This window comes from Pseudomonas sp. MEJ086, assembly GCF_030209025.1.
GTDB lineage: Bacteria > Pseudomonadota > Gammaproteobacteria > Pseudomonadales > Pseudomonadaceae > Aquipseudomonas > Aquipseudomonas fulva_A.
The window spans coordinates 31742-52392 of record NZ_JARVSV010000001.1 but is presented as its reverse complement, the minus strand read 5'-3'; the positions used below and the strand labels follow the sequence as shown (position 1 = coordinate 52392).

Sequence of the window (20651 nt, the reverse complement as noted above, 5' to 3'; positions counted from 1 at the left end):
AGGAATCCGTGCGGGGCGATCAAATATGCCTCCTGGTGGTGCCTTCTGATGGCTGGATGTTCTTTTCTGGTGCATTTCTTTGCGGAGCCTCTGCCTCGATGGAAAACCTCAACAGTGCCGTGCAAACGCTGATTCACGGCTCCAATACATTGTTCATCCTGATCGGCGCGATCATGGTGCTGGCCATGCACGCCGGCTTCGCCTTTCTGGAAGTGGGCACGGTAAGGCAGAAGAATCAGGTCAACGCCTTGTCGAAGATCCTCTCCGACTTCGCGATCTCCGCCATGGCCTACTTCTTCGTCGGTTACTGGATCGCCTATGGCGTGACCTTTCTGCACCCCGCCAGCGTGCTGGTGGAAGGCAACGGTTACGCCTTGGTGAAGTTCTTCTTTCTACTGACCTTCGCTGCGGCGATTCCGGCGATCATTTCCGGTGGTATCGCCGAGCGCGCACGGTTCGGTCCGCAGCTCTGCGCCACGGCACTGATCGTCGCCTTCGTCTATCCGTTCTTCGAAGGCATGATCTGGAACGGCAACTTCGGCCTGCAGAGCTGGCTGCAGGCGCAATTCGGCGCGCCATTCCACGACTTCGCCGGTTCGGTGGTGGTGCATGGCGTCGGTGGCTGGCTGGCATTCACCGCGGTGCTGCTGCTCGGTCGCCGGGATGGCCGTTACCGCGATGGCCGTCTGGTCGCCATGGCGCCGTCGAGCATTCCGTTCCTGGCGCTGGGTTCGTGGATCCTGATCATCGGCTGGTTCGGTTTCAACGTGATGAGTGCCCAGACCCTGGGCAGCATCAGTGGGCTGGTCGCGGTGAATACCCTGATGGCCATGGTCGGCGGCACCCTGGCGGCGCTGATCGTCGGTCGCAACGATCCGGGCTTCCTGCATAACGGCCCGCTCGCCGGGCTGGTGGCCATTTGCGCAGGCTCCGACCTGATGCATCCGGTCGGCGCACTGGTCACTGGCGCCATTGCCGGTGCGCTGTTCGTCTGGGCGTTCACCGCGACCCAGGTGAAATGGAAGATCGACGACGTGCTCGGCGTCTGGCCGCTGCACGGTCTGTGCGGTGTCTGGGGCGGTATCGCCTGCGGCATTTTCGGTCAGCAGGCCTGGGGCGGCCTGGGTGGTGTCAGCCTGGTCAGCCAGTTGCTCGGCAGCGCACTCGGGGTAGGGGTGGCGCTGGTCGGCGGTTTTCTGGTGTATGGCGTGCTTAAAGGGGCCGTAGGCATTCGTCTGAGCCAGGAGCAGGAGTATTACGGCGCGGACCTGTCGATACACAAAATCGGTGCGGTCAGCCAGGATTGAGGCGGTTGCCGGGTCGATCAGGTCCTCTGGTCGATTCGGCGTCTGCTCGCCCTAAACTTTTGCCGGAAGCTGCCGTCAACCTTGGACATGCTCCGTTTCGGTGACTTGCCATGACTGTTTCCCTTCCGCTGTCGACACCAACGACAGGCCGTTCGCCTCAGATCGGCGGCCAGACCACCATCCGCAATGCGGCCGACGCCCAGGTCGCGCTGTCCAACCGGCTCGCCGAGCGTCTCGGCCTGCCTGCCGGCTCGCTGACGGCCAAGCAGGATGATTTCTCCCCGGAGAAGGTGGCGGATCGCGTGCTCGGTTTCATCGAACAGCGGCTGAAGAGCGAAGCGGCTTCGGGGGCCAATCCGGAAAAGCTGCAGAAGCTGCTGGATCAGGCGCGCTCCGGCGTTGAGAAGGGGTTCGACGAGGCTCGCAAGATTCTCGACGGCATGGGCCTGCTCAAGGACAAGGTCGCCACCGATATAGATGATACCTTCCAGCGTATCCAACAGGGTTTCGCCGGCCTCGACAAGCAGTACGGCGCAGCGCCGGCGACGGGCGGCAACACGGGTGTCGTGCCGACTTCGAGCGACCGTTTCGCGGCAGTGGCGGAAAGTTTCGAGCTGGATATCACCACCCGCGACGGTGACCGCCTGCGCGTATCGATCGCGCAGGCGTCCGCCGCCTGGTCACGTACCGAGGGCTCCGGCAGTGAGTCCGGCAGCCTGCAGATCGGCGGTTGGCAGGTGCAGGTCGAGGGTGATCTGGACGATCAGGAAAAGGCCGCCCTGGAAAAGCTGTTCACCCAGGTCCAGGATCTTTCCAACTCCTTCTATTCCGGTGATGTGGCCGGTGCCTTCGATCGAGCGATGTCGCTGGAAATGGACGGCTCGCAGCTGGCCTCCATGTCGCTGAAACTGACCCAGACCAGTGTGCGTCAGGCCACCGACACCTACGGCTCGGTGGCCAGTCAGGGCGGGCAGCCTGCCAGCGCGGTGAATGGCGCGCTCAACGACTATGCGCAAGGCCTGCTCGACGCGTTGCGTAATGCCAATGATTGGGTGAGCGATGGCAAAGGCCTGTTGCAGGACCTGCTCAAGGGCGGGTTCTCGCTGGATGAGCGTTTTGATAGCGCACGGCTGGACAAGGCAGAGCAACTCAACGGTCGCTTGTTGGACGGTCTGCAGGGGCTGCTGGGCTCGACCCTTGCGCCGAAAGCGGACGACGGAGCCGCGAGCGCCTGATTGCCGGGGCGGGGTGGTAGACTGCCACCTTTCTCACCGTGGAGGCTGACCCATGCTCCCTGAGTGCCAGTTGCTGGGAACCCTCGGCTGTCACCTGTGCGAATACGCCGAAGCGGTGCTGATGCCCTTCGTCGAGCACGGCCTGCTGGTCGAGTTGGTCGATATCGCCGAGCATGACGACTGCCTGGAACGCTATGCACCGCTGATACCCGTGCTGAAACGCACCGATACGGGCGCCGAGTTGCCCTGGCCATTCGATGCCCCGCAAGTCGCCGCTTTTCTCGGCTGATTCGCCGTCTGCACACAACGAGCCTGACGCATCTGAAGTCGGGCCAGGTTTTGCTTTTTTCAGGTTTGAAGGGGAGTGACTTCCATGAGTATGGTGCTGGGCGATGCGCTATCGCTGCTGCTGTTCCGTTTGCACAGTGGCCGTTTGCTGGGCATCAATCTGCTCAAGGTCAACGAGATCATTCCCTGCCCGCCGCTGACCAAGATGCCCAGTCGACACCCTCACGTGCGCGGCGTGGCGACCCTGCGCGGTTCGGCGCTGACGGTCATCGACCTGGCCCGGGCAATCGGCGAGCGGGGCGGTGGTGACAGTCAGGATGGCTGTCTGATCGTCACCGAACTGAGTCGCTCGCGTCAGGGCCTGCACGTGCACAGCGTGGAGCGTATCGTGCAATGCTCGACCCGCGATGTGCGGCCGCCACCGGCCGGTGCAGGCGTGCGTGCGTTCATCACCGGGGTGACGCAGATCGACGGCACCATCGTGCAGATTCTCGATATCGAAAAGGTGTTGCATGAAATCGCCCCGGCTCCGGCCGAAGAGGTGGTCGATGAATTGCTCAGCTCGAGCGAGCGGCAACTTTTGCAGGGGCGTCGCGTACTGGTCGTCGACGATTCCCAGGTGGCGCTGCAGCAGACCCTGATCACCCTGCGCAAGCTCGACCTCGATTGCCAGGCCGTGCGCAGCGCCGCCGCCGCGCTGGAGCTGCTGCATGGGGCGCAGCAGGAGGGGCAGCCCATCGAGGTGCTGGTTTCGGACATCGAAATGCCGGAGATGGACGGCTATACCCTGGTTCAACAGATTCGCAAGGACCCCGTTCTCGGCGAGACCTACGTGCTGCTGCACACCTCTCTGGACAGCACCATGAACACCGAGAAGGCGCGTGCGGTGGGGGCCAACGACGTACTCACCAAGTTCTCCAGCGTCGATCTGAGCAAGGCGCTGCTGCGCGCGTTTCAGCGCCTCGACGACTGAGGCGCGGCGCGTCTATTCGATTCGTTGTTCGCCGGTGAACTGCAGGGTGATCTTGCAGCGTCGGCAGTAGTAGCGACGGCCCTTGGCGACCAGGGCATGGCGCTGTGCCGAGAACGGAAACTCGCCCTGCGGGCATTGGCAGCGATAGATGAAGCGGCTGACCTGGCGGCGTTTCACGTCGTAACTGTGGCAGCGGTGCGGCGGCAGCTCGTAGACCCCGCGCATGATCAGTTGCCATTCCTCGCCATGGGGCTGGATGCTCAGACCAAAGAGTTGATGAGCGACCAGGTGCGCCACTTCGTGGGGAACCGTCTGGCGCAGAAAATCTTCCTGATTCTCACGGTACAGCTGGGGATTGAAGCGCAGCTTGTTTTCCGTGAGATGAGCCACACCGGCCTTTTGGCCGCGCAGTTTGAAACTCACCTCGGGGCGCTTGAAGGGCTGCTTGAAGAAGTGTTCCGCCTGCTGATAGCAGGCTTCGACGCGGGCGTGGATCTGGTCTGGCATGTGGGCATCGGAGGCAGGTGACTGCAACCGATTATGCCGCAGATCATCCTGCCACGCAGCGTTTGCAGGCTGAACGGCAACTGCCTTCAGCGGTAATAACGCTGCAGCGTTTCCATGGCCTGATTGATGCTCTGCAACTGTTGCGTGCTGCCACCACGGTCGGGGTGATGGATGCTGACCAGTTGTCGGTAGCGCTGCCTGATGATCGTCAAGTCGAGATTGCCGTTGTGTGCCTCCAGCTCGAAAACGGCGAGGGCGGATTGTTTTTCGTCCCCGCCCTGCAGACGTACCCAGAACGCGCCAAGCAGTTTCTGCACATCGTCGGCGTCCGTATCGCGCAAATGGCTCAGGTCGAGATAGTACTCGCGTAGCGGGTCCTTTTCGCTCAATGCGCTTTCGCCTGCCTGGTAGGGCAACAGGCGAATGCACAGCGGGCTGATCTGCAGCACGGCAAGTTGCTCGGCATGCAGCTGGTCGCGCAGCCGGTAAAGCGTGTGGAACAGCAGAAAATGGGTGCGAAACAGCTCCAGAGTATCCGTGGGCAGGCGCTCTTCGGCGCCTTGCCAGCGGCTCAGGCGCAGCAGCAGTTCATACTCGGATAGGCCTTCGGGCGCGGCCTGGAGCAATTCGAAAAGGCGTGTGTTGGGGCAGGTTTCTTCGTTCATCGGCTCACCTTAGACGAAGGATTGCCGCCTTGCACGATCAGCCATCAGGCGAATCGGCGATGGTTGGTCGTTTTGTGGCTGGGGTACGCTTCGGTTTCCGGGTAAAATGCGCGGCCTCAGTACTTCTACCGGATTTACGCGCGCCATGGGCACCCTCTCGGTCAATCAGAACAAGCTGCAAAAACGCCTGCGTCGTCAGGCTGGCGAAGCCATTGCCGACTTCAACATGATCGAGGAGGGCGACAAGGTGATGGTCTGCCTGTCCGGTGGCAAGGACAGCTACACCATGCTCGACATCCTGCTTTACCTGCAGAAGGTCGCGCCCATTCACTTCGAGATCGTCGCGGTGAACATGGACCAGAAGCAGCCAGGCTTCCCCGAGCACGTGCTGCCGGCTTACCTGGAATCCATCGGTGTGCCGTACCACATCGTCGAAAAGGATACCTATTCGGTGGTCAAGGAGAAGATCCCGGAAGGCAAGACCACCTGCTCGCTGTGTTCGCGCCTGCGTCGCGGCACCCTGTACACCTTCGCCGACGAGATCGGCGCGACCAAGATGGCCCTCGGTCACCACCGTGACGACATCCTCGAGACCTTCTTTCTCAACATGTTCTATGGCGGCACCCTCAAGGCCATGCCACCCAAGCTGCGTGCCGACGACGGGCGCAACGTGGTGATTCGCCCGCTGGCCTATTGCAACGAGGCCGATATCGAGGCCTACAGCACGCTCAAGGAATTCCCCATCATCCCGTGCAACCTCTGCGGCTCCCAGGAAAACCTGCAGCGTCAGGTGGTCAAGGACATGCTTCAGGATTGGGAGCGCAAATCGCCAGGCCGCACGGAAATCATGTTCCGCGCCCTGCAGAACGTGGTGCCATCGCAGCTTGCCGACCGCAACCTGTTCGACTTCGCCAGCCTGAAGATCGATGACCAGGCCACGCCACGCTTCCTGAACGTGATGAACCTGTAAGGGGGCGAGTCATGTACAAGGCCATGCTGGTGATGTTCTGTCTGTTGCTGGGTGGCTGTGGCGGCAGTGACGAGCAGGGTCAGCTGACGCTCGAGCTGGGTGGCAAGGCCATGCATTTCGATTCGCGGCTGGTGGCCCAGTTGGCCGAGAGCCGCGAACATCTGGTCATTGGCGGTCGTCTCGACGATGGGGCCTTGAGCGACAGTTACGATTTCGAGTTGTGGGCGCTGGGCGGTGAGATCACGCCAGGTACATACAGCCTGTCAGGCTCCAGGCTGGTCAGTCGTTATGCCATACAGCATGAGGGCGGCACGGAAATCTGGTCGGCGCTCAGTGATGAGGATGGCGCCGCATTCAATCTCAGGATCGACAGCATCGACGATTGGGGCGTGCGTGGCAGCTTCGACGGTCGCCTCAAGCGCCTCGGCGGCGAAGGTTTCATCGAGGTGAGCGAGGGTCGCTTCGCTGCACCGTTCAAACTCCAGTAGATCCCAAGGCAAACGATGCACGATTATCGATGGATGCATGAATATTGCGTGAACCGCTTCGGCTCGCTGGCAGCTCTCGAGGCGCGCTTGCCACAACCGGCTTCTGACAAGAAGCTGCGGGCCCTGGGTGATGATCGCTATCTGTCGATCATGAGCCTGCGCATCTTCCGGGCGGGTCTCAAGCACAGCCTGGTGGACGCCAAGTGGCCGGCCTTCGAGGAGGTTTTCTTCGGTTTCGATCCGGAAAAGGTCGTGCTGATGGGCGGCGAACGCCTCGAGCGTTTGATGCAGGACACTCGCCTGATCCGTCACCTGGGCAAGCTCAAGAGCGTGCCGCGCAACGCGCAGTTCATTCTCGACGTGGAGCGTGGTGCGCTGAGCGGGCCGGCTGCCGCCGTGCAAGCCACCACCCCGCGACCCGGCTTCGCCTTCGGTGCGCTGATCGCCGATTGGCCCGTGACCGATATCGTCGGGCTCTGGCACTGGCTGGCCAAGCAGGGTACTCAGCTCGGCGGCCTTTCTGCGCCGCGCTTTCTGCGCATGGTTGGCAAAGACACCTTCATTCCGTCCGATGACATGGTCGCCGCGCTCAAGGCCCAGAAGATTGTCGACAAGGTGCCGAGCAGTCAGCGCGACCGCGCGGCGGTTCAAGCTGCCTTCAACCAATGGCATGCGGAAAGTGGCCGGCCCATGTGCCAGCTGTCGGTGATGCTGGTCCATACGGTCAATCACTGATGCATCCGCTTCTGCCGCGAATCGCCTCCGCTATCGCCGATGCACAGCGGATCCTGATCATTACCGGAGCGGGCTTGTCTGCCGACTCCGGGTTGCCTACCTATCGTGGCCTCGGTGGTCTGTACAACGGCCATACCGAAGAGGGCGTGCCGATCGAAGTGGCGCTGTCAGGCGAGATGCTGCGTCGCGACCCGGCGCTGTGCTGGAAGTACCTGGCACAGCTCGGCACCGCCTGCCTGGCGGCCCAGCCGAATGCGGGTCACAAGGCGATTGCCGACTTGCAGGCCTTGAAGCCCGAGTGCTGGGTACTCACCCAGAATATCGACGGTTACCATCGTCTGGCAGGCAGCCCGGCGCAGCGGTTGATCGAAATTCATGGTGAGTTGGCGCCACTGCACTGCCAACAATGCGCTGGCGTGGATGAGCGGCTCGCCGAGCATCTGCTGCAGCCGTTGCCTCCGCTGTGCGGCAATTGCGGTGGCGTACTGCGTCCGCCGGTGACGCTGTTTGGCGAGATGCTGCCGGAAGACGCCGTCGGTCGCCTTTATGCGCAACTGGAGAAGGGTTTCGATCTGGTGATCAGCGTCGGCACCAGTGCCAGCTTTCCTTATATAGTCGAGCCGCTGCTGCGCACACGACAGGCGGGCGGGGTGACGGTGGAGGTCAATTTGTCGCAGAGCGAGGTCAGCGATCTGGTTGACTTCAGGCTGGAAGAAAGGGCCTTAGATGTTTTTCCGGAACTACTGAGTCACATCGTTACTCATAATATTTGCAAATGATCCCGTTAGTGGGCATAGTCGCGGCTGTTCATTTTTCACGCCACGGTCGTGCCCATGCGCAAACGCTTCGCACCCCTCGTGCCTCTCGCACTTACGATGGTTCTCGCCGCCTGCGCTAACCATGCTCCACAATCCCAGATCGATGCCCCGGCCCAGGCTTCTTTGCCTGCCAGGCCAGTGGTTGCAGCGCCTGTTCTGGATCGCAACGATGTCGTCGAAGACGATGCGGTTGCCGACTTCGCCGACCACGCACCTTACGAGCTGCCACAACTGGCGGACAGCGTCCTCGAAAAAGGCCTCTCGCTGATCGGCACCCGTTACCGTTTCGGTGGCAATTCGGTGAAAACCGGTTTCGACTGCAGTGGTTTCATCGGCTATCTGTTCCGCGAAGAGCTGGGCATGGAACTGCCGCGCTCGACGCGGGAAATGATCAACATCGACGCCCCGCTGGTCGAGCGCAAGGCCCTGGAGCCGGGCGATCTGGTGTTCTTCAGCACCAACGGTCGCGGTCGTGTCAGCCATGCCGGCATCTATCTGGGCGATGATCAGTTCATCCATTCCTCCAGCAGCCGCAGCGGTGGGGTGCGTATCGACAGCCTGGACGATCGCTACTGGAAGCGCACGTTCATCGAGGCCAAGCGCGTCCTGGCTCTGGCGCCGACCGAGCACCTGGCGTCCCAGCACTGAGGCCTGAATGCCCGAGCTGTCCGGATCGGGCAACATCTTGATAGTTTTCAAGCGACTGCAGCATAAAGCTAAAGCTTGCACTGCAGTTGTGAACGGGGCAGAGTAGGGCGCATTCAGGCTCCAGGATCGTCCGTCCATGACTGCCACCATCCGCATCGCCTTCCTGCTGCTCGCTGCACTGCTCAGTGCATGTTCCAGTCGCGCCCCCGTACCCGCTCCGCAGCCTGTGGTGATCGCGCCCGCTCCTGGCAATTATCAGGGCGGCGCCGACGACGTGCTGTTCCGTGCCCTGGGGCTCGTCGGTACGCCATACCGCTACGGCGGCAACACACCGGCCAGTGGTTTCGACTGCAGTGGGCTGATCGGCTATGTGTACCGTGATGCCGCAGGCATCCAGTTGCCTCGCTCCACCCGGGAGCTGATCAGCATGCGCGCCCCAGTGGTTGGCCGCGACGCCCTGCGCAGTGGCGATCTGGTGTTCTTCGCCACCAACGGTGGCCGGCAGGTCAGCCATGCCGGTATCTACGTCGGCGAAGGGCGCTTCGTGCATGCACCTTCTTCGGGCGGCACCGTGCGTCTGGACAGTCTCGGCAACAGCTATTGGCAGCGTACCTATATCGAAGCGAAGCGGGTGTTTCCGGTCGAGCTGGCCAGCCATCCCTGAGCGCCAGGCCAGCGTCCGCTGCAGCTCGGCCATGCTCCTTTGAGACCGCCCTGGGACCCTGCGTGGCTCTGGCTCGCCTGCCAGGGAGGCGGATTCTGAGTCTTCGATTGACGCTGAGGCGGCCAATCCTTACCCTTCGCGGCTTGCTTCAGGTGTCCCCGGTTTCGGCCGGGGGTGAAACTGGGAAGTCGGTGCGCCGCTGTTTCAATAGGCAGGCAAGGCCGACGCTGCCCCCGCAACGGTAAACGAGTCCAACCACGCTTCTCGCCACTGTATCGTCGATACGGGAAGGTCGCGTCGGTGTCCGCATTCTGCTGAGTGCGGTGCTCGCAAGCCCGGAGACCGGCCTGTCGCTTTTCCAGGTTTGCGCGGTGGGCGCGGCCGGTGCGCGGCCGACCCGGTCAGCTCCTGCCTGCTCCTGTGTGATTCCTTCATCGTCTGGCCTGAACCCGGTTTCCTGCCCGACCGTTTCACTGGCGTGTGCCGCGCGGCCTCGCGCAAAGGAGATCCCATGACCCCATCCCCAAGCCGAGAATCAGCAGAGCGCGACGCGCGGCACAACGCCCGCATGGCGCGCAAGAAAGCCCTGATGGACGAAAAGATCGCCCAGGCTCAGGACGAGTACGGCCTGCTGCTGGTGCACAGCGGCAATGGCAAGGGCAAGAGCAGCTCGGCCTTCGGCATGGTCGCCCGCGCGCTGGGGCATGGTCTCAAGGTCGGCGTGGTGCAGTTCATCAAGGGCGGCATGGCCACCGGTGAGGAGCACTTTTTCCGCCGCTTTCCCGATGAAGTCAGCTACCACGTGATGGGCGAGGGCTACACCTGGGACACCCAGGATCGTCAGCGGGACATCGAGAAGGCCGTTCAGGCCTGGGAGGTCGCCCGGCAACTGCTGAACGACCCGCAGATCGCCCTGGTGGTACTGGACGAGCTGAACATCGCCCTCAAGCACGGTTACCTGGACGTGGATGTGGTGCTGCGTGACATCGAGTCGCGCCCCGAGCTGCAGCACGTCGTGGCTACCGGCCGTGGCGCGCCACCGGCGCTGCTAGAGGCCGCGGATACCGTTACCGAAATGACGCTCGTGAAGCATGCCTTCAAGTCCGGCGTGAAAGCACAGAAAGGCGTGGAGTTTTGAGCGTTACAGCGTCTGTATCCGATGCGGGTGAGCGCGCGTCGCGCCACTGTCCGGCACTGTTGATCGCTGCGCCGGCCTCGGGGCAGGGCAAGACCACCGTCACTGCGGCCCTGGCACGCCTGCACACCCGGCAGGGCAAGCGGGTGCGGGTGTTCAAGTGCGGGCCTGACTTTCTCGATCCAATGATCCTCTCCCGTGCCAGCGGCCACCCGGTTTATCAGTTGGATCTGTGGATGGTTGGCGAGGCCGAGAGCCGCCGCCTGCTGTGGGAAGCCGCTGGCGAGGCGGACCTGATCCTCATCGAAGGTGTGATGGGGCTGTTCGACGGCTCGCCATCCGCCGCCGACCTGGCCCGCCGCTTCGGGGTTCCGGTGCTGGGGGTGATCGATGGCTCCGCCATGGCCCAGACCTTCGGGGCACTGGCCGTCGGCCTGGCCAGCTATCAGCCGGATCTGCCGTTCTCCGGTGTGCTCGGCAATCGCGTCAATCCCGGGCGCCATAACGATCTGATCCGCGACAGCCTGCCAGCCTCGATCCGCTGGTACGGCTCTTTGCCGCGTAGCGCCGCGATCGAATTGCCGAGCCGCCACCTGGGCCTGGTGCAGGCCGCCGAACTCGCCGACCTCGATGTGCGTCTGGATACCGCTGCCGATGCTCTGGCACAGACCGCAACGGTTACCCTGCCGCCACCAGTGACCTTCGCTGCGCCGTCGATTGCAGCGCCATTGCCGCTGCTGGAGGGCGTGCGCATCGGCGTGGCCCGCGACGCATCCTTCGCGTTCACCTATCAGGCCAATCTCGATCTGCTGGAGCGAATGGGCGCGGCCCTGACGTTCTTCAGTCCGCTGGCAGATCAGAGCCTGCCCGAGGTGGACAGCCTTTATCTGCCCGGCGGCTACCCGGAGCTGCATCTGCAGGCGCTGGCCACCAACCGTTCGATGATCGAGGCCATCACCGCCCATCAGCGAGCTGGCAAGCCGATTCTCGCCGAGTGCGGTGGCATGCTCTACCTGCTCGACACACTGAGCGACGCGGCAGGCGAACGGGCGGAGCTGGCCGGCTTGGTGCCTGGCCATGCCCAGATGCAGAAGCGCCTGGTCGCCCTCGCGCTGCAGGCGGTCACGTTGCCCGAAGGGCTGTTGCGCGGTCACAGCTATCATCATTCGCGGCTCGAATCCGAGCTGCAGCCGCTGGCTCGCGGCGAGTGCCCCAATGACAAACCGGTCAGCGAGGCGGTGTTTCGTCTCGGCCGGCTCACCGCGTCCTATATCCACTTTTACCTGCCATCCGATCCTGCGGCCGCAGCGGCATTGTTCAGGCCATGAGCGACCACGCCTTCAGCGCCGAGGAGCGTGCCGCTGTCTATCGGGCCATTTCCGAGCGCCGCGATATGCGTCATTTCAGTGGTGGCGAGGTGGCGCCTGAACTGCTCGCCAAGTTGCTCGAAGCTGCGCACCAGGCGCCCAGTGTGGGGCTGATGCAGCCCTGGCGCTTCATCCGCATCACCCGGCCAGCACTGCGTGAAGACATCTATCAGTTGGTCGAAGCCGAGCGCCGGCTGACCGCCGAGGCGTTGGGCGAACGCTCCGACGCGTTCATGCGCCTCAAGGTCGAGGGCGTTCGTGAGTGCGCCGAGTTGCTGGTCGCGGCGCTGATGGACGGCCGTGACGCTCATGTCTTCGGCCGGCGCACCCTGCCAGAAATGGATATGGCGTCATTGTCCTGCGCAATTCAGAATCTCTGGCTGGCCGCCAGGGCCGAGGGGCTGGGCATGGGCTGGGTGTCGCTGTTCGATCCTCTCGCACTGGCCGAGCTGCTGGGCATGCCAGCCGGCAGCAAGCCGGTGGCGGTGCTGTGCCTGGGGCCGGTGCAGGCGTTCTACCCGGTACCGATGCTGGCCCAGGAGGGCTGGGCCGAAGTGCGACCATTGAGTGAATTGCTGTTTCAGGATCGCTGGGCATCACATGACGGGGAGCCACATGAATAGCGCAGTACGTTTATGAGCATGATCCTCAGTGCTGCCGTGGGCGTGGCGCTGGATGCCGCGCTTGGTGAACCGAGGCGTTGGCACCCGCTGGTGGGCTTCGGCAAGCTGGCCAATCGTCTGGAGCAGCGCTTCAACCCGTCCGGAGGCGGCTGGCGTAGCCACGGCGTGACGGCCTGGTGCCTGGCGGTATTGCCGCTCACGCTGCTAACCGTGCTGCTGGTGCAGGTGCCCTGGATCGGCTGGCTGGTGCAGATCATCGCCCTGTATGCGGCCCTCGGCTTGCGCAGCCTCGATCAGCATGCTCAGCCGGTGGCTCAGGCCCTGCGCCTTGGCGATCTGGCCCTGGCCCGCCAAAGGGTCGGCTATATGGTCAGCCGCCGCACCGATGACCTGGACGCCACCGGTGTGGCCCGTGCCGGTACTGAGTCGGTGCTGGAAAACGGCAGTGACGCGGTATTCGCCGCGCTGTTCTGGTTTCTCGTGGCTGGCGCGCCGGGTGTGGTGCTGTACCGCCTGAGCAATACGCTGGATGCCATGTGGGGCTACCGCAACGAACGTTTCGAGCGCTTCGGCTGGGCCGCCGCGAAGATCGACGACCTGCTCAACTACGTGCCGGCGCGCCTGGTCGCGCTGACCTACGCGCTGCTCGGGCGCACCACCACGGCAATGCGTTGCTGGCAGCGCCAGGCGCCGCAGTGGGACAGCCCCAATGCCGGACCGGTGATGGCCGCTGGTGCCGGGGCGCTGGGTGTCAGCCTCGGCGGTGCTGCCGTCTATCATGGCCAGGTGCACCAGCGGCCCGAGCTGGGCGAGGGCCCGCAGCCCCGGGCACGAGACATCGAGCGGGCGATGAATCTGGTCTGGGGGGGCGTCTCGTTGTGGCTGTTGCTCATGCTGATCGTGGGGGTGTGCGTTGCTTGAACATGGCGGACGTTTGCGGCGAGCGGCCCAGCAATACGGCATTCCCCTGAGTGACTGGCTGGATCTGTCAACCGGCGTGGCGCCTTATGGACTACCCCTGCCAGCGATTCCGGAGCAGGCCTGGGTGCGTCTGCCCGAGCAGGATGATGGGCTGGAGGCTGCTGCCTGCGCCTACTACGGCGTCGACCACCTGCTGCCAGTGGCCGGCTCCCAGGCGGCCATCCAGTGCCTGCCACGGCTGCGAAGCGAGGCGCGGGTGGGCATCGTATCGCCAGCGTATGCCGAGCATGCGGCGGCTTGGCAGCGTGAAGGGCATCGGGTGCTGGAGCTCTGCGAGGCGAGCGTCAACCGGGCGCTGGAGCGGCTCGACGTGCTGCTGCTGGTCAATCCCAACAACCCTACCGGTCGGCGATTTTCGCCGCAGCAACTGTTCGCCTGGCATGCGCGCCTGGCCGAGCGAGGGGGGTGGCTGATCGTCGATGAGGCCTTCATCGATTGCACCCCGGAACAGAGTCTGGCGGCTCATAGTCACCTGCCCGGGCTGATCGTGCTGCGCTCGTTCGGCAAGTTCTTCGGCATGGCCGGTGCCCGGCTGGGTTTCGTGCTGGCCGACGCCAAGCTGCTAGGTGAGCTGGAAGAAATGCTCGGTCCCTGGACTCTCAGCGGGCCGACACGCTGGCTGGGTGCCCACCTGCTCGAAGACCGCTCTGGCCAGCAGGCGCAGCAGCAGCGTCTGGTCAGGGATGGCCAGCGTCTGGCCGACCTGCTGCGCGAGCATGGCCTGGCTCCCACCGGCGGCTGCTCGCTGTTCCAGTGGATCGCCTGCGAGCGCGCGGCCCTGCTGCACGAATTCCTCGCCTGCAATGGCATTTTCACCCGGCTGTTCGAGCGGCCGGCAAGCATTCGTTTCGGCCTGCCGCCGGACGAAGAAGGCTGGCAGCGCCTGGACCGGGCGCTGAGCGTATTCGCCGAGGAATCGCGATGAGCCGTTCTGAATCAGGCGCCGCTCTTGTTCAGCAGGGCGCTACGTTAATGGTGCAAGGCACCACGTCGGATGCCGGCAAGAGCACCCTGGTCACCGCGCTGTGCCGCTGGCTGCGTCGCCAGGGCGTCAGCGTAGCGCCTTTCAAGCCGCAGAACATGGCACTCAACAGTGCGGTAACCGCCGACGGCGGCGAGATCGGCCGTGCTCAGGCCGTGCAAGCCCAGGCCTGCGGTCTGGCGCCCCATACCGACATGAACCCGGTGCTGCTCAAACCCAACAGCGACACCGGCGCTCAGGTGATCATCCACGGCCAGGCCGTCGGCAACATGAATGCCGTGGCCTATCACGATTACAAGCAGGTCGCCCGCCAGGCGGTGCTGGCGTCCCACCAGCGGCTGCAGGCGATTCATCAGGTGGTGATGGTGGAAGGTGCAGGCTCGCCTGCAGAGATCAACCTGCGCGCCAACGACATCGCCAACATGGGCTTTGCCGAGGCGGTCGATTGTCCGGTGATTCTGGTCGCCGATATCGACAAGGGCGGCGTCTTCGCCCACCTGGTCGGCACCCTGGAATTGCTCTCGCCCAGTGAACAGGCACGGCTCAAGGGCTTCGTGATCAATCGCTTTCGCGGCGATATCGCCTTGCTGCAGCCTGGCCTGGACTGGCTCGAGAAACGCACCGGCAAGCCGGTGCTTGGCGTGCTGCCCTATCTGATGGATTTCCATCTGGAGGCCGAAGACGCCATCGACCGTCGCCAGGTGAGCAAGACCGAACAGGTGCTCCGGGTGGTGGTTCCGGTGCTGCCACGGATCAGCAACCACACCGATTTCGACCCGCTGCGCCTGCACCCTCAGGTCGAGCTGACCTTCGTCGGCCCCGGCGAAGCGATCCCGCCCGCCGACCTGATCATTCTGCCCGGCTCCAAGAGCGTACGCGCCGACCTTGCCTTTCTGCGCAGCGGGGGTTGGGCCGAGGCCATCGAGCGACACCTGCGCTATGGCGGCAAGCTGCTCGGCATCTGCGGCGGGCTGCAGATGCTCGGGCGTCGCGTCGAGGATCCAGACGGACTCGAAGGGCCCGCCGGGGGTAGCCAGGGCCTGGGACTCTTGCAGATCGACACGGTGCTGGAGCCCCACAAGCAGCTACGTAATGTGCGTGGGCATCTGTGTCTGGAAGATGCCTCTATCAGCGGTTACGAGATTCATGCCGGGGTGACCTCGGGCGCCGATCTGCAGCGCGCCGCGGTTCGCCTCGATGATGGCCGTGCGGACGGTGCGCTGAGCGCCGATGGCCAGGTCATGGGTACTTACCTGCACGGCCTGTTCGAGTCGTCGCAAGCCTGTTCGGCGCTGCTGCGCTGGGCTGGCCTGGGGGAGGTGCAGGAGGTGGATTACCACGCCCTGCGCGAGCGCGATATCGAGCGCCTGGCGGATCTGGTCGAAGCGCACCTGGATCGCTCGGCCCTGCGCGCGCTATGCGGTCTGGCGGCCCCAATGGAGAGCGAATAGATGCAGGAGTTGATTCTCGGTGGTGCTCGCTCCGGCAAGAGTCGGTTGGCCGAGCGCCTGGCCCAGGAGTCGGGCCTCGAGGTGACATACATCGCCACCAGCCAGGCGCTCGATGGCGAGATGAACGCCCGTATCCGCTCCCATCGCGATCGTCGGCCGGCGCACTGGGGGCTGATCGAAGAGCCGCTGGAACTGGCCCGGGTGCTTGGCGAGCATGCATCGGCACAGCGCTGCCTGCTGGTCGATTGCCTGACCCTTTGGCTGACCAACCTGCTGCTGCTGGAAGATGACGCACGCCTGGTACGCGAGCGCGATGCGCTGCTGGCCTGCCTGGCGAATCTGTCAGGGCGGCTGATTCTGGTCAGCAACGAAACCGGGCTTGGCGTGGTGCCGATGGGCGAGTTGACCCGCCGTTATGTCGATGAAGCCGGCCTGCTGCACCAGGCCATCGCCGAACGCTGCCAGCGCGTGGTGTTCACGGTCGCTGGCCTGCCCATGATTCTCAAGGGAGATCCGTTATGAACCTCGACTGGTGGCTCAATCCCCCCCAGCCTATCGACCAGGTGGCGCGTGACAAGGCCGAGGCGCGGCAGGGGCAGTTGACCAAACCGGCCGGTTCGCTCGGCGAACTGGAGCGCCTGGCGATTCGCCTGGCCGGGCTGCAGGGCCGTGAGTGCCCGGGCGTCGACAAGGTGTGGATCGCCATTTTCGCCGCTGATCACGGCGTCGTGGCTGAAGGTGTCTCGGCCTACCCGCAGGCTGTCACGGGGCAGATGCTGCGCAACTTCGTCGCTGGCGGCGCAGCGATCAGCGTGCTGGCCCGGCAGTTGAACGCATCGCTGGAAGTGACCGATCTGGGCACCGCGCTGCCGCTCGAACCACTGCCAGGCGTGCGCCATTTGCAGGTCGGCGCTGGCACCGCCAACCTCATGCGCGAAGCGGCGATGACGCCTGCCCAGGCTCTGATCGCCCTGCAGGCCGGCCGCGACAGCGTCGCTCGTGCTGCACGGGATGGCCGCGAGCTGTTCATTGGCGGTGAGATGGGCATCGGCAACACCACCGCGGCCACGGCGCTGGCCTGCCTGCTGCTGGATTGTCCGGTGGCCGAGCTGGTGGGGCCGGGTACCGGGCTTGCCGCTGCCGGCGTGGCCCACAAGGCACAGGTGATCGAAACGGCCCTGGCGCTGCACCGCGCAGCTGCCAGCGAGCCGATGGAAGCCTTGCGTCGTCTGGGCGGTTTCGAGATCGCTGCACTCACCGGCGCCTACCTGGCGTGCGCCCAGCAGGGCGTGGTGGCGCTGGTCGACGGCTTCATCTGCAGCGTCGCCGCCTTGCTGGCGGTGCGTCTGAACCCGGCGTGTCGCGACTGGCTGCTGTTTTCTCATCAGAGCGCCGAGCCCGGTCATCAGCGTCTGCTCGCCGCCCTGCAGGCCACGCCGATCGTCAGCCTGGGCCTGCGCCTGGGCGAGGGCAGTGGGGCTGCACTGGTGGTGCCGATGCTGCGTCTGGCCTGTGCGCTGCACAATGAAATGGCCACCTTCGCCGAGGCGGCGGTGGCGGATCGCGCGCCGTGATCCTGCATCTGCTGCGCCATGGCGAAACCGAGCAGGGCGGCGGCTTGCGTGGCAGCCTGGACGACGCGCTGACCGAGACCGGCTGGGCACAATTGCGGTCAGCGGTGCGCGCCGATGAACACTGGGATGCGCTGATCAGCTCGCCGCTGCAGCGCTGCGCGCGCTTCGCCGAGGAACTGGCCGCCGCCCGCGATCTGCCGTTGCAGTTCGAGGCTGGTTTGCAGGAGCTGCATTTCGGTGACTGGGAAGGACGTAGCGCCGCCCAGTTGATGGAGACCGACGCCGACGATCTTGGTCGCTTCTGGGCCGATCCCTATGCCTTCACGCCGCCCGCCGGCGAGCCACTGCTGGACTTCGAGGCGCGGGTACTGGATGCAGTGCGGCGTCTGCAGGACAGCTATCAGGGGCGGCGGTTGCTGGTGGTCACCCATGGCGGGGTGATGCGTCTGTTGCTGGCGCGGGCGCGGGGGTTGCCCCGAGAGCAACTGCTGCAGGTCAGTGTGACCCATGGTCAGCGGGTGCACCTGCAATTCGATGGCTTGGGCGTGCGGGAAATCCCATGACACCTTTCTGGATCGCATTGCAGTTTCTCACGCGCTTGCCGGTACGCCTGGCCGGCATGCCCACGCCTGAGCAAACGGGATGCTCGCTGCTCTGCTACCCGCTGGTTGGTGGGGTGATCGGTCTGCTGCTGCTGGCTGCCGCGCACCTGCTCGAAGCGGCAGCGGTGCCCCTACAGGCGGCGCTGTTGCTGAGCCTGTGGGTGGCACTGAGCGGTGCGCTGCATCTGGATGGCCTGGCCGACAGCGCGGATGCCTGGATGGGCGGTTTCGGTGATCGCGAGCGCACCCTGGCGATCATGAAGGACCCGCGCAGCGGGCCGATCGCCGTGGTGGTGCTGGTGATGGTGCTGCTGCTCAAGTTCGTCGCCTTGCTGACTCTGCTCGAGCGGGGTGATCACCTCGCGCTGCTGCTGGTCCCGGTGCTGGGACGTGGCGCGCTGTTGGCCCTGTTTCTCTGCACGCCCTATGTCCGCGCGGGAGGTCTGGGCGAGGTGTTGGCTCGGCACCTGCCAAGGTCGTCCGCCATCGCGGTGCTGGTGGTGACGTCGCTGACCTGTCTGCTGGCCGGTGGTATCTGGGTGATGCTGGCGGCGGTGGCAATTTTCTTCTGCTTGCGGCGCATGATGCAGCAGCGCCTGGGCGGCACCACTGGCGACACCGCCGGAGCGCTGCTGGAGGTGCTCGAGTGCGGGGTGCTGCTGGTGATGGCTTTGCACGTGGCCGGCTGACCACCTGGCCCATGGCTGGGTAGAGCGGGCGATACCCGCGTTTGCCAGCGCATGCATTGCATGTGGCCCGTTCTCCTGTCCTGAGAGCGCACGGAAAGTGTTGCATCGGGGGTTGTCTGGCGGGAGAAGCGGGTATATACATGCATTCCATGTTGCCTACCGAATGCCTCTGCACCCGCTTGCGTCGCGCCAGCCGTGGCGTCAGCAAACTCTATGACGACGCCCTGAGCGGTGTCGGCCTCAATGTCGCCCAGTATTCTCTGCTCCGGCATCTGCAGCGCCTCGGTCAGCCGAGCATCACCGATCTGGCCGATGCCATGGGGCTCGAACGCAGTACCCTGGGGCGCAACCTGCGTGTTCTCGAGGGGCGTGGCCTGGTGATGCTGCAGGGGGGCGTGGACCAGCGCAATCGCCTGGTAGCGTTGAGCGAGTCTGGTGAGCAGCTGCTCGCCCAGGCTTTGGGCGCCTGGCAGACGGCGCAAGTGCAACTGCAGCAACGATTGCCCCCGCAACACATGGAAGCGCTGGACGAGTTGCTCGCCAGCCTGGATTGAGGGGAGCGGGCGTGGATCGCCTCTTCCCAGCTTGCGTTTCGACCTGACAACAGAAGGACATGCAATGAGTTCGGTATGGCGCACGAGTTTCTGGCTGATGCTGGGAGCCTCTCTGATCCTCGCCCTGTCCCTTGGCACGCGCCACGGGTTCGGTCTTTTCCTGTCGCCGATGAGCGATGATTTTGGCTGGGGGCGCGGTGTGTTCGCGTTCGCCATCGCCTTGCAGAACCTCATCTGGGGCATCGCTCAGCCCTTCACCGGTGCCCTGGCGGATCGTTTCGGCGCGCAGCGGGCGATCATCGTCGGCGGTCTGTTGTACGCGACCGGGCTGATCTTCATGGGGCTGTCGGACTCGCCGCTATCGCTGTCGCTGAGTGCCGGTTTGCTGATCGGCATCGGCCTGTCGGGCACGTCGTTCTCGGTGATTCTCGGCGTGGTCGGCCGTGCGGTGCCGGTGGAGAAACGCAGCATGGCCATGGGCATCGCGGCGGCGGCGGGGTCGTTCGGCCAGTTCGCCATGCTGCCGGGTACGCTCGGTCTGATCGGCTGGCTCGGTTGGTCGGCGGCACTGATAGCCCTGGGCATCATGGTGGCGTTGATCGCACCGCTGGCAGCCATGGTCAAGGATCGCCCGCAGGTGTCACAGGGCCCTCAGCAGACGCTTGGCGAGGCGCTGCGCGAAGCCTGCGGCCATTCCGGCTTCTGGCTGCTGGCGCTGGGCTTTTTCGTATGCGGGTTTCAGGTGGTGTTCATCGGTGTCCACTTGCCGGCCTATCTGGTCGATCAGCACCTGCCGGCCATCGTCGGCACCACCGTGCTGGCTCTGGTCGGGCTGTTCAACGTGTTCGGTACCTATATCGCCGGTTGGCTCGGCGGGCGGCGCTCCAAGCCGCGGCTGCTCAGTGCGCTGTATCTGGCCCGTGGCGTGGTGATCGCTCTGTTCATCACGGTGCCACTGAGCGTATGGACGGCTTATGCGTTCGGTATCGTCATGGGGCTGTTGTGGCTGTCTACCGTACCGCTGACCAATGGCACGGTGGCGACCCTGTTCGGGGTACGCAACCTGTCCATGCTCGGCGGCATCGTCTTTCTGTTCCACCAACTGGGTTCTTTCCTCGGTGGCTGGCTGGGCGGCTACCTCTACGACCACACGGGCAGCTATGATCTGGTATGGCAGATTTCCATCCTGCTCAGCGTACTGGCCGCAGCGCTCAACTGGCCGGTTCGCGAACAGCCCGTCGCCCGCCTGCAAGGAGCCCATGCATGACGCTCAGACCCTGGATCGCAACCGCTCTCGGCGCCGCAGGGCTGTCGCTGCTGGCGTTGATCTTCTGGGGCTGGCATCAGGGTGGACTGGCGATCATGCAGCTGGGGATGAGCCTCTGCTGAGCGGAT

25 protein-coding genes and 1 riboswitch are annotated in these 20651 nt (G+C 64.3%); of the genes, 23 read left to right on the top strand and 2 right to left on the bottom strand.

Translation table 11 applies throughout. The features are described from left to right. The first annotated feature begins 98 nt into the window (after positions 1-98). From QRN22_RS00280 to QRN22_RS00265, 4 genes are all read left to right on the top strand, one after another. Positions 99-1307, top strand: a complete 1209-nt coding sequence (locus tag QRN22_RS00280; RefSeq protein WP_042555728.1) for an ammonium transporter — start codon at positions 99-101, stop codon at positions 1305-1307. A gap of 110 nt (positions 1308-1417) precedes the next feature. Next, positions 1418-2542: a DUF5610 domain-containing protein gene (locus tag QRN22_RS00275; RefSeq protein ID WP_052493852.1), complete on the top strand. Its 1125-nt coding sequence runs from the start codon at positions 1418-1420 to the stop codon at positions 2540-2542. Positions 2543-2594: 52 nt separating this feature from the next. Beyond that, positions 2595-2831, top strand: a complete 237-nt coding sequence (locus QRN22_RS00270) for a glutaredoxin family protein (RefSeq protein ID WP_042555729.1) — start codon at positions 2595-2597, stop codon at positions 2829-2831. A gap of 84 nt (positions 2832-2915) precedes the next feature. Beyond that, positions 2916-3803, top strand: a complete 888-nt coding sequence (locus tag QRN22_RS00265; RefSeq protein ID WP_042555730.1) for a chemotaxis protein CheV — start codon at positions 2916-2918, stop codon at positions 3801-3803. Between the two features lie 12 nt (positions 3804-3815). Here the strand turns inward: QRN22_RS00265 and QRN22_RS00260 are convergent, their stop codons facing one another. After that, positions 3816-4310 (bottom strand): SprT family zinc-dependent metalloprotease, encoded by a 495-nt coding sequence (locus QRN22_RS00260; RefSeq protein ID WP_042555731.1) that lies wholly within the window; start codon positions 4308-4310, stop codon positions 3816-3818. 86 nt (positions 4311-4396) lie between these two features. After that, on the bottom strand, positions 4397-4975 hold the full coding sequence (locus QRN22_RS00255; RefSeq protein ID WP_042555732.1) for a DNA-J related domain-containing protein: 579 nt from the start codon (positions 4973-4975) through the stop codon (positions 4397-4399). A 145-nt stretch (positions 4976-5120) separates the two neighbouring features. Here QRN22_RS00255 and ttcA point away from each other — a divergent pair, with 145 nt between their 5' ends. The 19 genes from ttcA (at position 5121) to QRN22_RS00160 (ending at position 20645) form a co-directional block, all read left to right on the top strand. Then, positions 5121-5945 (top strand): tRNA 2-thiocytidine(32) synthetase TtcA, encoded by an 825-nt coding sequence (ttcA, locus tag QRN22_RS00250; protein ID WP_042555733.1) that lies wholly within the window; start codon positions 5121-5123, stop codon positions 5943-5945. Between the two features lie 11 nt (positions 5946-5956). Further along, complete coding sequence (locus QRN22_RS00245) at positions 5957-6433, top strand: hypothetical protein (RefSeq protein WP_042555734.1); 477 nt, start codon at positions 5957-5959, stop codon at positions 6431-6433. 15 nt (positions 6434-6448) lie between these two features. Further along, complete coding sequence (locus QRN22_RS00240; protein WP_042555735.1) at positions 6449-7168, top strand: DNA-3-methyladenine glycosylase I; 720 nt, start codon at positions 6449-6451, stop codon at positions 7166-7168. Further along, positions 7168-7947, top strand: coding sequence for an NAD-dependent deacylase (locus tag QRN22_RS00235; RefSeq protein WP_042555736.1), 780 nt, complete (start codon positions 7168-7170; stop codon positions 7945-7947). Before QRN22_RS00240 ends, QRN22_RS00235 begins: the two co-directional genes overlap by 1 nt. A 54-nt stretch (positions 7948-8001) precedes the next feature. Further along, positions 8002-8634: a C40 family peptidase gene (locus tag QRN22_RS00230; protein WP_042555737.1), complete on the top strand. Its 633-nt coding sequence runs from the start codon at positions 8002-8004 to the stop codon at positions 8632-8634. 136 nt (positions 8635-8770) lie between these two features. After that, complete coding sequence (locus tag QRN22_RS00225; RefSeq protein ID WP_042555738.1) at positions 8771-9298, top strand: C40 family peptidase; 528 nt, start codon at positions 8771-8773, stop codon at positions 9296-9298. 133 nt (positions 9299-9431) lie between these two features. Beyond that, positions 9432-9663, top strand: a riboswitch (cobalamin riboswitch). Positions 9664-9809: 146 nt separating this feature from the next. Continuing rightward, the gene (cobO, locus tag QRN22_RS00220; RefSeq protein WP_042555739.1) at positions 9810-10436 is read left to right on the top strand and encodes a cob(I)yrinic acid a,c-diamide adenosyltransferase; all 627 of its coding nucleotides are present in this window, start codon (positions 9810-9812) and stop codon (positions 10434-10436) included. Continuing rightward, positions 10433-11761: a cobyrinic acid a,c-diamide synthase CobB gene (locus QRN22_RS00215; protein ID WP_042555740.1), complete on the top strand. Its 1329-nt coding sequence runs from the start codon at positions 10433-10435 to the stop codon at positions 11759-11761. Before cobO ends, QRN22_RS00215 begins: the two co-directional genes overlap by 4 nt. Continuing rightward, positions 11758-12423 (top strand): 5,6-dimethylbenzimidazole synthase, encoded by a 666-nt coding sequence (gene bluB, locus QRN22_RS00210; RefSeq protein WP_042555741.1) that lies wholly within the window; start codon positions 11758-11760, stop codon positions 12421-12423. Before QRN22_RS00215 ends, bluB begins: the two co-directional genes overlap by 4 nt. 18 nt (positions 12424-12441) lie before the next feature. After that, positions 12442-13344, top strand: a complete 903-nt coding sequence (gene cbiB / locus QRN22_RS00205; protein WP_419761291.1) for an adenosylcobinamide-phosphate synthase CbiB — start codon at positions 12442-12444, stop codon at positions 13342-13344. After that, positions 13337-14329, top strand: coding sequence for a threonine-phosphate decarboxylase CobD (cobD, locus tag QRN22_RS00200; protein ID WP_042555743.1), 993 nt, complete (start codon positions 13337-13339; stop codon positions 14327-14329). The genes cbiB and cobD overlap by 8 nt, the downstream gene beginning before the upstream one ends. After that, complete coding sequence (locus QRN22_RS00195; RefSeq protein WP_042555744.1) at positions 14326-15837, top strand: cobyric acid synthase; 1512 nt, start codon at positions 14326-14328, stop codon at positions 15835-15837. The genes cobD and QRN22_RS00195 overlap by 4 nt, the downstream gene beginning before the upstream one ends. Next, the gene (gene cobU, locus QRN22_RS00190) at positions 15838-16359 is read left to right on the top strand and encodes a bifunctional adenosylcobinamide kinase/adenosylcobinamide-phosphate guanylyltransferase (protein ID WP_042555745.1); all 522 of its coding nucleotides are present in this window, start codon (positions 15838-15840) and stop codon (positions 16357-16359) included. Beyond that, a complete protein-coding gene (gene cobT / locus QRN22_RS00185; RefSeq protein WP_042555746.1) occupies positions 16356-17411 on the top strand; it encodes a nicotinate-nucleotide--dimethylbenzimidazole phosphoribosyltransferase in 1056 nt (351 codons plus the stop codon). Before cobU ends, cobT begins: the two co-directional genes overlap by 4 nt. Next, positions 17408-17974, top strand: a complete 567-nt coding sequence (gene cobC, locus QRN22_RS00180; RefSeq protein ID WP_042555747.1) for an alpha-ribazole phosphatase family protein — start codon at positions 17408-17410, stop codon at positions 17972-17974. Before cobT ends, cobC begins: the two co-directional genes overlap by 4 nt. Then, positions 17971-18702: an adenosylcobinamide-GDP ribazoletransferase gene (locus QRN22_RS00175; RefSeq protein WP_042555748.1), complete on the top strand. Its 732-nt coding sequence runs from the start codon at positions 17971-17973 to the stop codon at positions 18700-18702. Before cobC ends, QRN22_RS00175 begins: the two co-directional genes overlap by 4 nt. A gap of 149 nt (positions 18703-18851) precedes the next feature. Continuing rightward, a complete protein-coding gene (locus tag QRN22_RS00170; protein WP_042555842.1) occupies positions 18852-19256 on the top strand; it encodes a MarR family winged helix-turn-helix transcriptional regulator in 405 nt (134 codons plus the stop codon). 64 nt (positions 19257-19320) lie between these two features. Next, a complete protein-coding gene (locus QRN22_RS00165) occupies positions 19321-20523 on the top strand; it encodes an MFS transporter (protein WP_042555749.1) in 1203 nt (400 codons plus the stop codon). Next, positions 20520-20645, top strand: a complete 126-nt coding sequence (locus QRN22_RS00160; RefSeq protein WP_269432934.1) for a hypothetical protein — start codon at positions 20520-20522, stop codon at positions 20643-20645. The genes QRN22_RS00165 and QRN22_RS00160 overlap by 4 nt, the downstream gene beginning before the upstream one ends. Positions 20646-20651 lie beyond the last annotated feature (6 nt).

Coding starts and splice junctions, on each gene's coding strand:
- QRN22_RS00280 (WP_042555728.1), top strand. CDS start 99: ATGGAAAACCTCAACAGTGCCGTGCAAACGCTGATTCACGGCTCCAAT.
- QRN22_RS00260 (WP_042555731.1), bottom strand. CDS start 4,310: ATGCCAGACCAGATCCACGCCCGCGTCGAAGCCTGCTATCAGCAGGCG.
- QRN22_RS00160 (WP_269432934.1), top strand. CDS start 20,520: ATGACGCTCAGACCCTGGATCGCAACCGCTCTCGGCGCCGCAGGGCTG.
- QRN22_RS00270 (WP_042555729.1), top strand. CDS start 2,595: ATGCTCCCTGAGTGCCAGTTGCTGGGAACCCTCGGCTGTCACCTGTGC.
- QRN22_RS00230 (WP_042555737.1), top strand. CDS start 8,002: ATGCGCAAACGCTTCGCACCCCTCGTGCCTCTCGCACTTACGATGGTT.
- QRN22_RS00195 (WP_042555744.1), top strand. CDS start 14,326: ATGAGCCGTTCTGAATCAGGCGCCGCTCTTGTTCAGCAGGGCGCTACG.
- QRN22_RS00275 (WP_052493852.1), top strand. CDS start 1,418: ATGACTGTTTCCCTTCCGCTGTCGACACCAACGACAGGCCGTTCGCCT.
- bluB (WP_042555741.1), top strand. CDS start 11,758: ATGAGCGACCACGCCTTCAGCGCCGAGGAGCGTGCCGCTGTCTATCGG.
- QRN22_RS00240 (WP_042555735.1), top strand. CDS start 6,449: ATGCACGATTATCGATGGATGCATGAATATTGCGTGAACCGCTTCGGC.
- QRN22_RS00235 (WP_042555736.1), top strand. CDS start 7,168: ATGCATCCGCTTCTGCCGCGAATCGCCTCCGCTATCGCCGATGCACAG.
- QRN22_RS00165 (WP_042555749.1), top strand. CDS start 19,321: ATGAGTTCGGTATGGCGCACGAGTTTCTGGCTGATGCTGGGAGCCTCT.
- ttcA (WP_042555733.1), top strand. CDS start 5,121: ATGGGCACCCTCTCGGTCAATCAGAACAAGCTGCAAAAACGCCTGCGT.
- cobO (WP_042555739.1), top strand. CDS start 9,810: ATGACCCCATCCCCAAGCCGAGAATCAGCAGAGCGCGACGCGCGGCAC.
- cobT (WP_042555746.1), top strand. CDS start 16,356: ATGAACCTCGACTGGTGGCTCAATCCCCCCCAGCCTATCGACCAGGTG.
- QRN22_RS00225 (WP_042555738.1), top strand. CDS start 8,771: ATGACTGCCACCATCCGCATCGCCTTCCTGCTGCTCGCTGCACTGCTC.
- QRN22_RS00245 (WP_042555734.1), top strand. CDS start 5,957: ATGTACAAGGCCATGCTGGTGATGTTCTGTCTGTTGCTGGGTGGCTGT.
- QRN22_RS00265 (WP_042555730.1), top strand. CDS start 2,916: ATGAGTATGGTGCTGGGCGATGCGCTATCGCTGCTGCTGTTCCGTTTG.
- QRN22_RS00170 (WP_042555842.1), top strand. CDS start 18,852: ATGTTGCCTACCGAATGCCTCTGCACCCGCTTGCGTCGCGCCAGCCGT.
- cobU (WP_042555745.1), top strand. CDS start 15,838: ATGCAGGAGTTGATTCTCGGTGGTGCTCGCTCCGGCAAGAGTCGGTTG.
- QRN22_RS00175 (WP_042555748.1), top strand. CDS start 17,971: ATGACACCTTTCTGGATCGCATTGCAGTTTCTCACGCGCTTGCCGGTA.
- QRN22_RS00255 (WP_042555732.1), bottom strand. CDS start 4,975: ATGAACGAAGAAACCTGCCCCAACACACGCCTTTTCGAATTGCTCCAG.
- cbiB (WP_419761291.1), top strand. CDS start 12,442: ATGATCCTCAGTGCTGCCGTGGGCGTGGCGCTGGATGCCGCGCTTGGT.